This window comes from Microbacterium sp. SORGH_AS_0862, from assembly GCF_030818795.1.
GTDB lineage: Bacteria > Actinomycetota > Actinomycetes > Actinomycetales > Microbacteriaceae > Microbacterium.
This window is the reverse complement of record NZ_JAUTAY010000001.1, coordinates 3,441,639-3,455,919: the sequence shown is the minus strand read 5'-3', so window position 1 is coordinate 3,455,919 and position 14,281 is coordinate 3,441,639. Positions and strand designations below refer to the sequence as shown.

Below are 14,281 nucleotides of genomic sequence, written 5' to 3'. Positions count from 1 at the left end.
ATCGGGGTTTCCTCCAACGTAGGAGGGGCTCGGGGCCGGAAAAAACCGGTTGGATCGAACCTACGAAGCGCCCTCCGCCGCGTTCTCGACCGATTGCACGGAAGCCACAAAAGCATCGGCGATCACCTGTGCGGTTTCTCGCACCTGCCAGTGCCGGGCGCCGAGGTCCAGGAGGGCTGCGCCCACGGTGTCCGCGTCGATCGGCGTCGGCGGCTCCCACGCGACGCGTCGCAGCAGTTCGGGGGTCAGCAGGTTCTCGGTCGGCATCGTCAGCTCTTCGGCGCGCGCTTCGACGAGGGGCCGCGCGGCCTTCAGACGGGCATCGGCCTCGGGGTTGCGGTCGATCCATGCGCGGGGCGGGGGCAGCGCGTCGCTGCCGACGCGTTCGAGGGGGAGGTCCGTCGCTGCGCGTCCCTCCTCTATGGCCGCCCACCATCGGTCGAGCTCCGAGCGGCTCGCCCGACCGGTGAACTCCTTCACCGCGGCGAGAGCACGCTTGCTGTCGGGGGCGGCCGCCACGGCCGCCACGAGAGCCCGGTCGGGCACGAGGCGGCCCGGCGACACGTCCTGTGCGACGGCGAGATCTTCCCGTGCCTGCCAGAGAGCGCGAGCGACGGCGAGGTTGCGCCGCCCCCGGAGGGTGTGCAGGCCGCTCAATCGTCGCCAGGGATCCGTGCGCGGCGGCTTGACGGGCCGGTCCAGCACGGCCTGGAACTCCTCCTCTGCCAGGTCGGTCTTCCCCTGCTCGGCAAGCTCCGACACGAGTGCGTCGCGCACGTCGACCAGATGCACCACATCCAGCGCGGCGTACTCGAGCCAGGACTGGGGGAGCGGCCGCGTCGACCAATCCGCCGCGGAGTGCGCCTTGGCGAGGGTGATGCCGAGCGTGTCTTCGACGACGGCCCCCAGCCCGACGCGGGCGTGTCCGAGAAGCCGCGAGGCGAGTTCGGTGTCGAAGATGCGCGGCGGCTCCAGACCCAGCTCCCGCAGCGAGGGCAGGTCCTGGCTGGCAGCGTGGAGCACCCAGTCCGCCGTGGCCAGGACGGCCTGCAGCGGGGTGAAGTCGGAGAGGGCTGGCGGGTCGATGAGGAACACGCCCGACCCGCGCCGGTAGATCTGCACCAGGTAGGCCCGCTGCGAGTAGCGGAAACCGGATGCACGCTCCACGTCGACAGCGAACGGACCTTCACCCTCGGCGAGTCTCTCTATCGCCGACGTGAACTCTGCTTCGTCGGCGATGACGGAGTACTCAGGCACGGGATGAACCCCTTCCCCGGATCTGCGCGATCCCTTCCGAGCCGGGTGGGAGCCCGGCGAGCATGCATACCAATTCTGCCCACGCTTCGACGTGCCGTTCGATATCGCCCTCCGGCGACCAGGACGCACGCAGTTCGATCTGGGCGCCGTCGCCCTCTACGGCGAGCGAACCGAACCCCTTCGAGAGGGTCTTCGTGGCCGTGCCCGATGCGGCGTGATAGCCGGCACCGCGGGCCTGGAGGGCGTCGACCAGCCAGGACCAGGCGACATCGGCCACCAGCGGATCCGTGCCGATCTCCGTGTCCAGAGGAGCTTGCGCGAAGCACACGATGCGCCACGGTGAGTCCCAGGGCTCCGGCTCCGACGCGTCGTGCAGGAGGAGGAAGCGACCCGTGCCGAAGGCGGATTCTTGCTCGCCGGGTTCGGGGCGCACGTCGCCCGCCAACGCGAACGATGCGGGTGCGATCCCGGACGGAGCCGGAATCTGACGCACGACGAGGTCCTCGCGGAACGAAACCTCGAGGATCCGCGCGACGGCGTCGTCGAGTGCAGACGCGGGTGCGGCTGGGTCGGAGGGCACGGCGACAGACTAGAGTGAAGCCACGATGTTGGACTCCAGGCGCGCCGCCCGCCATGGCGCCTCACCCACCGCCTTCGCCCTCTTCCGCGGCGCAGCCGTCGCTCTCGCGACCGCGACCGCGCTCTGCTCCGCCCTGATCGGAGCCGTCGCCATCCGGGTCGCGCGTCAGGTCGTGACGCCCGCCGGCCGTCGTGCCGACACCCGCATCCTCGCACTGGACCCGGCCTCGCAGACGATCACCCTCGAGCGCAACGACGACACCGAGCTGCCGGGGCGCTACGGCCTGTTCACTCGCGGCACAGAGGACTACGTCAAGCTCGGCAGCGTGCTGGCCGAGAACGAAGCGGGCGTCAAGCGCAAGCTGCTGACGCACGTCGGTTCGGATGCGCGCCTTTCCGCCGAGGCGGCCTTCAGCGGCTGGTATTTCGACCGACCGGAACAACTGCAGCTGCCCTTCAGCTCGCAGCTCATCGGTTCGGCGGTCGGGCCGTGCCCCGCGTGGCTCTTCCCGGCCGAGCAGGACACGGATCTGTGGTGCATCCAGATCCACGGCCGCGGCACGACCCGCGCGGAGTGCCTCCGTGCCGTTCCTCTCATGCGCAACCTGGGCATCACCACGCTCGTCGTCTCGTACCGCAACGACGGCGAGGCGCCGCGTAGCCGCACCGGCACCTATGGGCTCGGTGCCACGGAGTGGCGCGATGTCGATGCGGCGATCGGCTTCGCCCGCCGCAACGGCGCCCGCCGCATCCTGCTCATGGGATGGTCGATGGGCGGCGCGATCGCGCTGCAGCTGGCGCTCAGCTCGGCCCACCGGGACATGATCGCCGGTGTCGTGCTGGACTCTCCGGTCATCGACTGGCGCGTCGTGCTCGATTACCAGGCGGGCCTCATGAAGCTCCCGCCCACCGTCACCAAGCTCGCCATCTCGGCGCTGGAGTCGGACTGGGGCACGGCCTTCACCCGCACGGGCGCGCCGATCCCGTTCGATCGGCTGGATGTCGTCGCGCGGGCGGACGAGCTGCGTGATCCGATCCTCATCCTGCACAGCGACGACGACGGCTTCGTCCCCTCGGACGCATCGCACGATCTCCGGCAGGCGCGGCCCGATCTCGTCGAGCTCGAGGTCTTCGAGGTGGCTCGCCACACGAAGCTGTGGAACTACGACGAGCAGCGGTGGAGCGCGCGCATCCGCGACTGGGTGCGGGCGCAGGGACTCACGCCGACGGTCGAGCCCGCAGAAAGCTGAAGCCGGAGTCATCGACGAGCAGACCGTGCGGAGCCGCCAAGGCGTGACCGTCGGGCACACGGATGAACGGCGCGGTCGCCGGTACGAGTTGCGGTGCGACAGAAACGCAGAACTCGTCGATCACCCCCGCCTGAGCGAATTGAGAGGCGAGCGTCGGCCCGCCCTCGCAGACGACACGCAGCCATCCCCGATCCGCGAAGGCCGAGATGACGCGGGAAGGGTCGAGATCGTCGCCGGGAACGGCGATGACGTCGAGCCCCAGACTTTCGCTGTTGCTTCTCACGGTGTCGGCATCGCGCTCGGCGCAGACGAGGAAGACGCGGGCAGTGTCGTCGTCCGGCGCCAGCTGGTGGCCCTCGAGCCGTCCCGTTCGTGTGACGATCGCCAGCCGGGTGCGCTTGGGGACGACGTACCGCTCGGCGCGCACGCTCTGTGCTCCTACGACCACGACATCGCTCCACCCGCGGATCACCCCCAGGATGCGTCGATCGACGGGACTCGACAGCGTGTCGCTCGTGCCGTCCGCGCCGGTCGCAGAACCCGTCAACGACGTGATCATGTTGAGGCGCACCGACCGCTCAGCATCCGGTTCGTACTCGGCGCGGAGCCACGCAAGCCCTGAGTCGCCATCGGCGTCGATGCGTTCCACAGGACGGGGGATGACACGCGTGAGGTGCATGCTCACGCGCCGCTCTTGCGCTGGATCTGTCGCTTCGCGCGCAGGAGCATCCCCGTCATCCCCGCGATGCGCAGAGGGGACACCGCGCGGGTCAGGCCCAGGCTCTGCGGGTAGTCATCGGGAACCGCGAGCGCGTCGGCGACCGTGAGGCCGGTCAGACCCTGGGCGAGGATGCTCGCGAAGCCTCGGGTCGTGGGAGCCTCCGCCGGGGCTGCGGCGTGCATGGCGACGATGCCCTCGCCATCCACATCGACGACGATGTACACGGGGGACTGGCACTCGGCCACCCGCTCGCACAACTCGGGGTGCCCCTCGTACTCCGTAGGGATCGGCGGGAGCTCCTGCGAGAACTCCAGAAGAAGCTGCAGGCGTTCGGGTTCGGCGAGGGCGAGGAAGTCCTCGCGGATCTCGGCGAGCTTCTCGGGGAGGGCGCTGTCGGTCATCCGCGACATTCTCGCATGCAGCGTCTAGCGGCCGGGCACCTCGCCCGGCTCCGCGCCGGTGACGATGGGGACACGCACCGCGCTGCCCCACTCGGTCCAGGACCCGTCGTAGTTGCGGACGTCTTCGAAACCGAGCAGGTGCTTCAGGACGAACCAGGTGTGGCTGGAGCGCTCACCGATCCGGCAGTATGCGACGACCGGCTCGCCGTCGGTCAGACCGGCCTCATCGCGGTAGATCGCATCCAGGTCCTTGCGGGTCTTGAACGTGCCGTCCTCGGCGACCGCGCGTGCCCACGGCACGCTCTGCGCCGAGGGGATGTGGCCGGCACGCAGCGCGCCCTCCTCGGGGTAGGCGGGAGCGCTGGTGCGCTCACCCGAGTACTCCTCGGGTGACCGCACGTCGATCAGCGGATGTCCGAGGTGTGCCAGGACGTCTTCCTTATAGGCGCGCAGAGCGCTGTCGTCGCGCTCGATGACGGGGTACTCGGTGCGCGCGCGACTCGCGGGCTCGGTCGTGATCTCCCGCCCCTCGGCGATCCACCGGTCGCGGCCGCCGTCGAGCAGGCGGACATCCTCGTGTCCGAACAGTGAGAACACCCACAGTGCGTAGGCCGCCCACCAGTTGTTCTTGTCGCCGTAGATGACGACGGTGTCGTCGCGCGAGATGCCCTTGCTGCTGAGGAGCTCGGCGAACCCGTGACCGTCGACGTAATCGCGCACGACGGGATCGTTCAGCTCGGTGTGCCAGTCCACCTTCACCGCGCCGGGGATGTGTCCCGTCTCGTACAGGAGAACGTCCTCATCCGACTCGACGACGACGAGTCCCGGAGTGCCCAGGCGATCCTGCAGCCATTGCGTGGTGACGAGTCGCTCGGGGTGCGCGTAGGCGGCGAACTTCTCGGACGAGGCATCGAGGTCGACGGGCACGGGGATCTCCTGTTCAGTCGGGGTGCGACCGAGCACGTAAAGTGAGCACGTCGCTCGACCGAGCCTAGGTTCGCGTCGCCGCGTCCGCATCCGCTCCGTAACCGTGTGACACAGGATCCCGCATGACTTCGCCCGCTCACCAGAACGCATTCGTGCACCTCGCCGAGCGGTCGCCGCAGGTGACCGGTGCCGAGATGGTCGCCTCCCTCGTGCCTCCACCACAGTTCGCCGACGCGAGCTTCGACACCTACCGGGCGGATGATGCCTTCCCCTCGCAGGCAGAGGCCAAGCAGACGCTTCGTGAGTTCGCCGGTGCCGTGGCCGAGACACCCAAGCGCGGTCTGTTCCGCCGCGCCCCCCGCTCACCCGAGCGCAAGCCCGGCGTCTACCTCGACGGCGGCTTCGGTGTCGGCAAGACGCACCTGCTCGCATCGATCTATCACGCGATGCCCGCGCGCCGGAAGTACTTCGGCTCGTTCATCGAATACACGGCGCTGGTCGGCGCGCTCGGCTACCAGCAGACCGTCGAGCTGTTCCGCGGCTCCGACCTTCTGTGCATCGATGAGTTCGAGCTGGACGACCCGGGCGACACGATGGTGATGACGCGCCTGCTCGGCGAGCTCGTCGCATCCGGCACCAAGCTGGCTGCCACCTCGAACACCCCGCCGAACGCACTCGGCGAGGGGCGCTTCGCCGCACAGGACTTCCTACGCGAGATCCAGGCGATGTCGGCCTCGTTCGAGACGCTGCGCATCGACGGCGTCGACTATCGCCAGCGCGCGGTGGACGGCCATGCCGTCGTTCTGGAGCCGGGAGCATACGAGGGCGCTCTCGCCGAGGCCGCTGGATCCGGAGTCGTCTCCGATGACGAGTTCGCGAGCCTCATCGCCCATCTGGCAAAAGTCCACCCGTCGCGATACATCCGCCTCATCGACGGCGTGACGACCATCGGACTCCGCGACGTACATCAGCTGACCGACCAGTCCGCGGCCCTCCGCTTCGTCGCCTTCGTCGATCGCGCGTACGACGCGCAGATCCCGGTCCGCTCCACCGGCGTGGCGTTGGACGAGGTGTTCGGTGACGAGATGCTCGCGGGCGGCTACCGCAAGAAGTACCTGCGTGCCATCTCACGACTGATCGCGCTCACCCACTCCTGAGCCGCGATCCCTGGCGGGTTCCCGGTGTGGGGAAACCTGTTGTTTACCGTGGCGGGCTCGCTGTAACAAAGCCGAAACACCATTCGCGCACCACTGGAACTCCTTCTCGACAAACTGTGGACGTCCTGAGGAGCTGCGACCCGATCTGCGGCCCTGGGATTACCTCGAGTAACACGACATGGATGAGGAATTTCATGGATAGCGGAAATCTCGCCTGGTCCGTCGCTGCGACGGCACTTGTGCTCTTCATGACGCCGGGCGTCGCGTTCTTCTACGGAGGACTCGTCAAGGCCAAGAGCGTCGTCAGCATGATGATGATGAGCTTCGGCGCGCTGGGCCTGGTCAGCGTCCTGTGGATCCTCTACGGGTTCAACATGAGCGCCGTCGAAAGCCCGTTGTCGTTCGCCGGCAACCCCTTCTCCGACTTCGGCCTGGGCGGCCTCGACGACAACGGTCTCGTCGGTGCCACTTACGGCGCTACGTTCGCGATCATCACCGTCGCCCTGATCTCCGGTGCGATCGCCGACCGCGCCAAGTTCGGCGCTTGGATGATCTTCGCCGGCGTCTGGGCCACGGTGGTCTACTTCCCCGTCGCAGCCTGGGTCTGGGGTGGCGGCTGGGTCATGAAGCTGGGGGAGACCTTCGGCTTCTCGACGTCGGTCATCGACTACGCCGGTGGTACGGCCGTGCACATCAACGCCGGTGCTGCGGCGCTCGCGCTCGCGCTGGTCCTCGGCAAGCGCATCGGGTTCCAGAAGGGCATCACGAAGCCGCACAACGTGCCGCTCGTCATGCTCGGTGCGGCCATCCTTTGGTTCGGCTGGTTCGGCTTCAACGCCGGCGCTGAGGGCACCTTCGGTCTGCTCGGCACCGAGGACTCTTCGGTCGGTCTCATCATCATCAACACGCTGGGTGCGACCGCCGCGGCCATCATCGGTTGGCTCGTCGTCGAGAAGCTCAAGGACGGCAAGGCCACCTCGGTGGGCGCCGCCTCGGGTGCGGTCGCCGGTCTCGTCGCCATCACCCCCTCGTGCGCCAACCTCACGCCCGGCTGGGCCCTGCTGCTCGGTGTCGTCACCGGTGCTGTGTGTGCTCTCGCGATCGAGCTCAAGTGGAAGCTCGGCTACGACGACTCGCTCGATGTGGTCGGCATCCACCTCGTCGGTGGTCTGATCGGAACGATCTACCTCGGCTTCTTCGCAACCGAGACGGGCCTGTTCGTCGGCGGCAACTACGAGCAGCTCGTGCTGCAGGTCATCGCCGCGGTGGGCGTGCTGGTCTACTCCTTCGTGGTGGCCTGGATCATCGGCTTCGCGATCGAGAAGACCATCGGCTTCCGCATCAAGAACGAGGACGAGCTCGCCGGCGTGGACTCCACGGTTCACGGCGAGGAAGGCTACTCGCTCGCCGAGCAGTCCTGACTCATCGTCTCCAGCAGGGGAGGGCGTCGCGGATCACCGCGGCGCCCTCTCCTTTCGGCATCTGCGGCATCCGTCGGGCTGGATAGGCTGGCCCGATGGGTCTGCTCTCCCGTCTCGGCCGCGGTGTCCTGCGCCTGGTACGTCCTGCGGCGTCCACTCAGACCTACGAGGTGGATCCTCGTTCCGCGGGGCGTCTGAGGCTCGCGTATGCGCCGCGTCACGATGGGATCCCGGATGCGGGGGAGATCGTCTGGACATGGGTGCCGTACGCCGAACGTGATGGGCGCGGTAAGGACCGTCCCGTGCTCGTCATCGCACGTCAGAGCCGCGACCGTGTCTACGCGGTCAAACTCACCAGTCGTGCGCATCCGGGCTCTGACGCGTACGTCGCTCTGGGAGCAGGTGGGTGGGACCCGAAGCGCCGCCCGTCATGGGCCGACATCGATCAGCTCTACAGTGTGTCCCACGCGGGACTGCGCCGTGAGGGGGCGGCGCTGGACGCGGTGCGCTTCGCCCGCGTCGCGGACGCCTTGCGCGCGCGCTTCGGGTGGCGATGAGCGTCAATCGTCGCTGATCGAGATCCCGACGTGCGCCGCGAGGAGCGGCGCCAACTGAAGCGCCTGCTCGTGGGTGATCGTGGCACCGGACAGATGGCCGACGCCCGAGACAGCCGAGAGCGTCGCGCCTCGGAAGTCGACGTTCGTCAAGGATGCGCGAGGCACCTCGAGTGAGGCGATCCGCGTGTCCGTGAACCGCACCCGACGGCATCGCGTCTCGCCCAGATCGAGTTCGTCGATCGAGCAGTCCGTGAATTGGACATCGAGCAGCTCTGCGCCGCGCAGGTTCACGAAGCCCAGCCGGCATCCGGTGAAGTGGATGCTGCGCAGCGAGCTGTCGTACGCGGTGAGAGCTCCGACACGGCCGCTGAGGCGGGCGTCAGACCAGTCTGTGCGCGCGGCGTCCACGACGGGGACGTCGAGGGCGTCGAACGCGACCTCCAGCAGGCCCGCGCCGCGCAGGCGCAGCTCGGGGGCGACGAATCGATCGAAGCGGACGCCGTCGAGTCTGGTGTCGGTGAGATCGACGGGTGAGCGCTGGTCGACGCCGAGGCTCCTGCCGGTCAGCGTCGCCCCGGGATGCAACTCCTCAGGGCTTGCCTCGGCGAGGTCGTCGAGGTGGAGCGTGTTCAGCTGCGGAGGCTTCGGCGCAGACGGCATGCGTCCATCCTGGTGTGTCACGGATCTTTTCGTGGGCTCGGCGTGGATCCGGACGCGTTCACCTGTAGCCTCGGCCCATGCGGCGAACATGGAGGTCGGCTCTCCGCGGACTGGTCTGGGGAGCGCTTGTCCTCATCGGCGCCGCGGTCGTCCTGTTCATCACGACCTCCAGCCAGGGAGTCTGCTACGACTCGGGTGCGGACCCCGACGCAAGCTACTGCACGAGCGGACCGGTCGTGGGCGTGGCGGGTGTCTGGATCCTCTGGGCCGTGTGGGCGCTCCTCGCCGCCTACACGGGTTACCGATTTCTTCGGCGAAGGACTCCGTGACGACGGTGCGGGCAGCCCGGGAAAACACGAAGCCCCCGGCTGAACCGGGGGCTTTCATGGTGGGCGATACCAGACTCGAACTGATGACCTCTTCCGTGTGAAGGAAGCGCGCTACCAACTGCGCCAATCGCCCATGACCCGTGGGTCCGAGAATCGAGCATACCGGATGCGGGCGGGCTCCGTTGACCAGACCGCGAGACACGCGCGGGCCCGTCTCGGTTTTGCGAAGCGTCGGAGTTGGGATAATGTTTTCCAAGTGCCCGAGAGATCGGGAACGAAATGCGGATGTAGCGCAGTTGGTAGCGCATCACCTTGCCAAGGTGAGGGTCGCGAGTTCGAGTCTCGTCATCCGCTCGAGTGCGGGGATCTCCCTCCGGGGAGATCACGTCACGTGGGTCGAACCACACACGGTGGCGTGGCCGAGCGGCTAGGCACCGGCCTGCAAAGCCGTTTACACGGGTTCGAATCCCGTCGCCACCTCGCCCATAACTGAACAGCCTGTACAGGCGCGATTGGCGCAGCGGTAGCGCGCTTCCCTGACACGGAAGAGGTCACTGGTTCGATCCCAGTATCGCGCACCGAAGAACCCCCGGTTATCCGGGGGTTTTCTCGTTTCCGGGGTGGGTCGTACGACCCACGGACCCGTCTCGCGCAGACGTCGTGGCGCCCGGGAGATGCGACATCTGCACGAGACGTGGTGCAGATGAGGCCTCCTGCGGTCGGTGTGGCGCTCAATCCCTCATCCGTCGTGCAGCTGTCGCGTCACCGGACCTGCTCCACCCGGCCGATCCCTGCCCGGCGCGGGATGATGCCGCGCCGGGCAGGCGCGAGGGTCAGGCGAGCTCTGCGAGTGCCGTCTTGATCAGTTCAGCGACCGCCCCGGGGTTCGAGACCATGACCGAGTGCGACGCACCGTCGATCACGCGGGTGCCGCGCGAGCCGGCACGCTCCGCCATGAACGCGAGCCCGGCCTCGGGGATGTTCTTGTCGCCCGTGCCGTAGACGAACCACGACGGGAGAGTCTTCCATGCCGGCGTCTCGGCGGGCAGGCCCTCGCCGAGGGCGTAGTCCCGGACCGGGCGCTGGGCGAGGGCGGACAGCTTCGCGACCTCGAGCGGTACGTCGGCGGCGAACTGGTCGGGGAACAGCGCGCGGTCGACGACGAGATCGTTCGTGCCGTCGCCGAGCGGATACGGGCGCACGCGCTCACCCAGGGTGCTGCCCGGGAACTGACCCGTCAGGTCGAGAGCGTTTTCGCCGTGGTCGGGTGCGAAGGCCGCAACGTATACGAGTCCCTTGACCTTGACGTTTCCTGCGCCGGCTTCGATGATGACCGCACCGCCGTACGAGTGGCCTACCAGCAGCACGTCGCGGGGCAGCGAGTCCACGAGGCGACGCACGTTCTCGGCATCCGTGGTCACGCTGCGCAGCGCATTCGGCGTCGCGATCGCGTCGACGCCCGCATCCTGCAGGAGGGTGAGGACGCCGTTCCAGCTCGAGGACTCGGCGAAGGCGCCGTGGACGAGGACGACGGTGATATCGGACATGGGCGGGTTCTCCTCAGGTTCCTGTGCTCGCTCGCGAGGCGCCCGGCGGCGCGGCGCGGCGCGTACGGCCCGAACCTATGAGCGGTGCCGGTAGCCCGCATCCGCTCTGCGTCGGAAGCCGCCCCGCTCCCTGACGAGGGGCGTCCGAGGCTCGACGCGCGTCGAAGCGACTTCCGTCACCACGCGGTGCCAGGTCGGGATGCGGCTCGGCGAGACTCACCGGCATCCAGTTCACGGGACGAAGGAGCATCACCATGGACACCCCGGACAGCACCGCGCCGCATCACGAGGCGGCCACACTCGGCAATCCTGACCTTCCGCCGGAGGGCGGGGTCAACACGGTGGACCGGCCGCAGAGCACCGTCATGACCGGTCCGCAGAACCCCGTCATCGCGTCGCAGTTCCCGAACCAGATCGACGCCCCGGCCACCGACATCTCGACGCAGCCGTTCTTCTGGTCCTCGTTCAACATCTCGCCTCGTCGCGTGCAGCGCGGGGGATGGGCGCGTGAGCTCACCAGCAGCGACTTCCACATCTCGGACGAGATCGCCGGCGTCAACATGTACCTCGAGCCGGGTGGTATCCGCGAGCTGCACTGGCATCAGACCGCGGAATGGGCTGTCATGACGCGCGGCAAAGCTCGTGTGACGACCCTGAGCCGTTCGGGGCTGCCGGCGGTGGAGGACGTGGAGGAAGGCGACCTGTGGTTCTTCCCCGCGGGGACCCCGCACTCGCTGCAGGGACTGGGTCCGGACGGCGCGGATTTCGTGCTTGCTTTCGACGACGGGCAGCAGTCGGAGTCGAACACGCTTCTGCTGACGGACTGGTTCGCGCACACGCCGCCGGACGTGCTGGCGAAGAACTTCGGGGTCGCTCAGGAGGTCTTCTCCGACATCCCGTTGCACAACCTCTGGATCTTCCCCGGCGACGAGCCGCCCGCCCTGGAGGTCGATCAGGCCGCCGCGGGCGTCGAGTGGGGCATGGAGCCGGTCATCTTCCGTCTGTCGCGCTCTCAGCCGCGGTATCAGAACTCGGGCGGCAGTGTGCAGGTCGCCGATTCCACCAACTACGAGTACTCGAACACCGTCGCGGCGGCTCTCGTGACGGTCGAGCCCGGTTCGATGCGTGAGCTGCACTGGCATCCCAACGCCGACGAGTGGCAGTACTACCTGCGCGGCTCCGCCCGCATGACCGTGTTCAACACGGGCCCGCACGCCAACACGACGGATTTCCGGCCGGGCGATGTCGGGATCGTGAAGAAGAACTACGGCCACTACATCGAGAACACCGGCGACGACATCCTGCAGTTCCTCGAGGTGTTCCGCACCGACAGGTACGAGGAGATCAGTCTCGCCAACTGGCTGGCGCACGTGCCGCCCCAGCTCGTCTCCGCCCACCTCAGTATCGACCCCGCCGTCCTCGCGACCTTCCCGCGGACGGCGCAGGGCATCACGCCCCTGCGCGGATGAGCGGATGCGTGCGCCGGGACCTGGCCCGCGGGATGATGGCCCGGCGCACGCGTCGTTCAGCGCCCCGCTTCGGGCGGCAGCGCCAGCCAGGCGGCGCGGCGCTCCGCCTGCGCCACCGGATCCGGCACCGGCAACGACGTCAGGAGGCGCTCTGTGTAGGCGTCCTGTGGATGCAGGAGCACCTGCGCGGTCGTTCCCTGCTCGCGCACCTCACCCCGTCGGAGGACGACGACGCGATCCGCCACGGCGTCGATGACGGCGAGGTCATGGCTGATGAACAGTGACGCGAAGCCCAGCTCCCGCTGGAGTGCCGCGAACAGCTCCAGCACCGTCGCCTGCACCGACACGTCGAGCGCACTGGTCGGCTCGTCCGCGATCAGCAGCTTCGGGCCGAGTGCGAGGGCGCGGGCCTAGACCACCGCAGGGGTCGTCGCAACCGCCCCGTGCCGGGGTGGACGGCAGCGCATGGTGGATGCATGAGACGCATCACCTACGCCGGCGAGAACGTTCTGACCACCGACGATGTGGCGCGCCTCCTCGTCGAATTGACGGCGGAGCTCGCCAAGCGTGGTGAAGCGGCCGCGGTGCGGATCCCCATCGATCCGGAGGGCACCGCCGAACTCGTCGTCGGACTCGGCAACGATGTGCTCTCGGTGCCCGTCACGAGGGACGGTGACGACCCGGACTTCGACAGCTCCGAACTCGAGGCTCACCTGCAGCGGGTCCGCCCGACACCCGAGCGCCATCTGCGGGCGGTCGAGGGCTTCGACGGGCCGGATGACGGATACGACCCCGACTACGACATCTCCGAAGCCTGAGCTCACCGCATCCACAGCAGCGGAAGCGCGGCGAGTCCGACGATCAGCGGAGCGGCGAGCGCACCCCAGAGGATGAATCGTCCCCACGACACCTCGATGCCCTCCGACTGCAGCCTCTCGTGCCACAGCAGCGTCGCCAGCGACGCCCACGGCGTGATGAGCGGACCGGCGTTGACGCCGATGAGGAGGGCCGCAAGATGAACAGGGGATGCCGCGACCGCCGGTTCGAGAGCCAGGTAGGCGGGCAGGTTGTTGATGACGTTCGCGCCGACGGTGCCCGCACCGGCCACCGCGAACACCGTCCAGGGCTGGTCCGAGGAGTTGAGGACGGCCGACACGGAATCGAGGAGGCCCGCCGCATCCGCCGCCGAGGCGACCAACAGCAGACCGCTCGCGAACACGAGCAGTTGCCACGGGATGAGCCGCAGCGACAGCAGCCGGGGCGAGCGCCACGAGACGAACCCGACGAGCACGACGGCCGCGGCCGTCGCCGGGATCCACGGCTCGAGGCCGGAGACCAGCAACGGCAGCATGACCGCGACGATCACCCCGGCGGCGATCAGCAGCGCCTTGTCGGCGATCTGCGGCGATCTGGCGGGGGTGAAACGTCCCCGCAGTCGCCGGCGATCGCGTAGCCACAGCAGGAGCACGGTGACGATCACGGCGATCAGCGCCGACGGTCCCAGGAGACCGACGAACGCTGCCGTGCCTCCCTCGAGGTTGTGGGCGGCGAGCAGGTTGGTGAGATTGGAGACCGGCAGGAACAGCGACGCCGTGTTCGCCAGCCACACCGTCGCGAACGCGAACGGCAGTGGGGGAAGTCCGTTCGCTCTGGCGACAGCGACGACGACGGGTGTCAGCAGCACCGCGGTGGTGTCGAGCGAGAGGAAGGCGGTGGACACGAGCGCGAGAGCCACCACAAGCAGCCAGAGGACGATCGTGCGACCGCGCGAGAGGCGGGCGAGAAAAGCACCCAGCACATCGAACAGCCCGATGCGGGTCGCGAGCTCGGCGACGACGGTGATCGCGGTGACGAAGCCGAGAACCGGCACGATGCGTTCGGTCACCGCGACGGCCGCATCCGGGGGGAGGACGCCGAAAAGGACCGCGGCGATGCCGACCAGCAGCAGCGCGCCGCCGATGAGGGCCAGCTTCACGACACCATCTTGCCGCCTCGCAAGCTCGATA

General features: G+C 68.3%; 15 protein-coding genes, 4 tRNA genes and 1 pseudogene. 10 read left to right on the top strand and 10 right to left on the bottom strand.

Translation table 11 applies throughout. The features are described from left to right. Nucleotides 1-60 precede the first annotated feature (60 nt). Together QE377_RS17060 and QE377_RS17055 are read right to left on the bottom strand one after the other, a co-directional pair. Nucleotides 61-1,257 carry an HRDC domain-containing protein gene (locus tag QE377_RS17060; protein WP_307325706.1) on the bottom strand — a complete coding sequence of 399 codons (1,197 nt, stop codon included), beginning with the start codon at nucleotides 1,255-1,257 and terminating at the stop codon, nucleotides 61-63. Beyond that, entirely contained in the window at nucleotides 1,250-1,837 is a 588-nt protein-coding gene (locus QE377_RS17055; protein WP_307325704.1) for a DUF3000 domain-containing protein, read from the bottom strand. Before QE377_RS17055 ends, QE377_RS17060 begins: the two co-directional genes overlap by 8 nt. Before the next feature lie 25 nt (nucleotides 1,838-1,862). Here QE377_RS17055 and QE377_RS17050 point away from each other — a divergent pair, with 25 nt between their 5' ends. Further along, a complete protein-coding gene (locus tag QE377_RS17050; RefSeq protein ID WP_307325701.1) occupies nucleotides 1,863-3,086 on the top strand; it encodes a S9 family peptidase in 1,224 nt (407 codons plus the stop codon). Here QE377_RS17050 and QE377_RS17045 read toward each other — a convergent pair. From QE377_RS17045 to QE377_RS17035, 3 genes are read right to left on the bottom strand one after another with little or no spacing between them, the layout of a single operon-like run. Continuing rightward, the gene (locus QE377_RS17045; RefSeq protein ID WP_307326080.1) at nucleotides 3,055-3,765 is read right to left on the bottom strand and encodes a dihydrofolate reductase family protein; all 711 of its coding nucleotides are present in this window, start codon (nucleotides 3,763-3,765) and stop codon (nucleotides 3,055-3,057) included. The genes QE377_RS17050 and QE377_RS17045 overlap by 32 nt on opposite strands. A 2-nt stretch (nucleotides 3,766-3,767) precedes the next feature. After that, nucleotides 3,768-4,208, bottom strand: coding sequence for a SufE family protein (locus tag QE377_RS17040; protein WP_307325699.1), 441 nt, complete (start codon nucleotides 4,206-4,208; stop codon nucleotides 3,768-3,770). Nucleotides 4,209-4,232: 24 nt separating this feature from the next. After that, nucleotides 4,233-5,141 carry a sulfurtransferase gene (locus QE377_RS17035; RefSeq protein WP_373459567.1) on the bottom strand — a complete coding sequence of 303 codons (909 nt, stop codon included), beginning with the start codon at nucleotides 5,139-5,141 and terminating at the stop codon, nucleotides 4,233-4,235. Between the two features lie 116 nt (nucleotides 5,142-5,257). Between QE377_RS17035 and zapE the strand changes: the two genes are divergently transcribed. The 3 genes from zapE to QE377_RS17020 all read left to right on the top strand — a co-directional run bounded on the left by zapE (nucleotide 5,258) and on the right by QE377_RS17020 (nucleotide 8,270). Beyond that, entirely contained in the window at nucleotides 5,258-6,292 is a 1,035-nt protein-coding gene (gene zapE, locus QE377_RS17030) for a cell division protein ZapE (protein ID WP_307325693.1), read from the top strand. Nucleotides 6,293-6,486: 194 nt separating this feature from the next. Then, nucleotides 6,487-7,713, top strand: coding sequence for an ammonium transporter (locus QE377_RS17025; protein WP_307325689.1), 1,227 nt, complete (start codon nucleotides 6,487-6,489; stop codon nucleotides 7,711-7,713). A 95-nt stretch (nucleotides 7,714-7,808) separates the two neighbouring features. Then, nucleotides 7,809-8,270 carry a type II toxin-antitoxin system PemK/MazF family toxin gene (locus QE377_RS17020; protein WP_307325686.1) on the top strand — a complete coding sequence of 154 codons (462 nt, stop codon included), beginning with the start codon at nucleotides 7,809-7,811 and terminating at the stop codon, nucleotides 8,268-8,270. 3 nt (nucleotides 8,271-8,273) lie between these two features. Here the strand turns inward: QE377_RS17020 and QE377_RS17015 are convergent, their stop codons facing one another. Next, entirely contained in the window at nucleotides 8,274-8,930 is a 657-nt protein-coding gene (locus QE377_RS17015) for a pentapeptide repeat-containing protein (RefSeq protein WP_307325683.1), read from the bottom strand. Between the two features lie 77 nt (nucleotides 8,931-9,007). Between QE377_RS17015 and QE377_RS17010 the strand changes: the two genes are divergently transcribed. Next, nucleotides 9,008-9,259, top strand: coding sequence for a hypothetical protein (locus QE377_RS17010; RefSeq protein ID WP_307325681.1), 252 nt, complete (start codon nucleotides 9,008-9,010; stop codon nucleotides 9,257-9,259). 57 nt (nucleotides 9,260-9,316) lie between these two features. Here the strand turns inward: QE377_RS17010 and QE377_RS17005 are convergent. Beyond that, nucleotides 9,317-9,392: transfer RNA gene (locus QE377_RS17005), tRNA-Val, on the bottom strand. Nucleotides 9,393-9,540: 148 nt separating this feature from the next. Here QE377_RS17005 and QE377_RS17000 point away from each other — a divergent pair. The 3 genes from QE377_RS17000 (at nucleotide 9,541) to QE377_RS16990 (ending at nucleotide 9,837) form a co-directional block, all read left to right on the top strand. Next, nucleotides 9,541-9,613 (top strand) — tRNA-Gly (locus tag QE377_RS17000). Nucleotides 9,614-9,668: 55 nt separating this feature from the next. Then, nucleotides 9,669-9,739, top strand: a tRNA-Cys gene (locus QE377_RS16995). 26 nt (nucleotides 9,740-9,765) lie between these two features. After that, nucleotides 9,766-9,837: transfer RNA gene (locus QE377_RS16990), tRNA-Val, on the top strand. 255 nt (nucleotides 9,838-10,092) lie between these two features. On the opposite strand, the gene QE377_RS16985 is transcribed toward QE377_RS16990, so the two are convergent. Beyond that, complete coding sequence (locus QE377_RS16985; protein ID WP_307325678.1) at nucleotides 10,093-10,806, bottom strand: alpha/beta fold hydrolase; 714 nt, start codon at nucleotides 10,804-10,806, stop codon at nucleotides 10,093-10,095. Between the two features lie 254 nt (nucleotides 10,807-11,060). Between QE377_RS16985 and QE377_RS16980 the strand changes: the two genes are divergently transcribed. Further along, on the top strand, nucleotides 11,061-12,275 hold the full coding sequence (locus tag QE377_RS16980; protein ID WP_307325675.1) for a cupin domain-containing protein: 1,215 nt from the start codon (nucleotides 11,061-11,063) through the stop codon (nucleotides 12,273-12,275). Between the two features lie 56 nt (nucleotides 12,276-12,331). Here the strand turns inward: QE377_RS16980 and QE377_RS16975 are convergent. Then, a pseudogene (locus QE377_RS16975) lies at nucleotides 12,332-12,685 on the bottom strand (glutathione ABC transporter ATP-binding protein); the annotation flags it as partial. A gap of 66 nt (nucleotides 12,686-12,751) precedes the next feature. On the opposite strand from QE377_RS16975, the gene QE377_RS16970 reads away from it, so the two are divergent. Further along, nucleotides 12,752-13,093: a hypothetical protein gene (locus QE377_RS16970; protein ID WP_307325673.1), complete on the top strand. Its 342-nt coding sequence runs from the start codon at nucleotides 12,752-12,754 to the stop codon at nucleotides 13,091-13,093. Nucleotides 13,094-13,095: 2 nt separating this feature from the next. Here the strand turns inward: QE377_RS16970 and QE377_RS16965 are convergent, their stop codons facing one another. After that, nucleotides 13,096-14,250: an SLC13 family permease gene (locus tag QE377_RS16965; protein WP_307325670.1), complete on the bottom strand. Its 1,155-nt coding sequence runs from the start codon at nucleotides 14,248-14,250 to the stop codon at nucleotides 13,096-13,098. Between the last annotated feature and the right edge of the window lie 31 nt (nucleotides 14,251-14,281).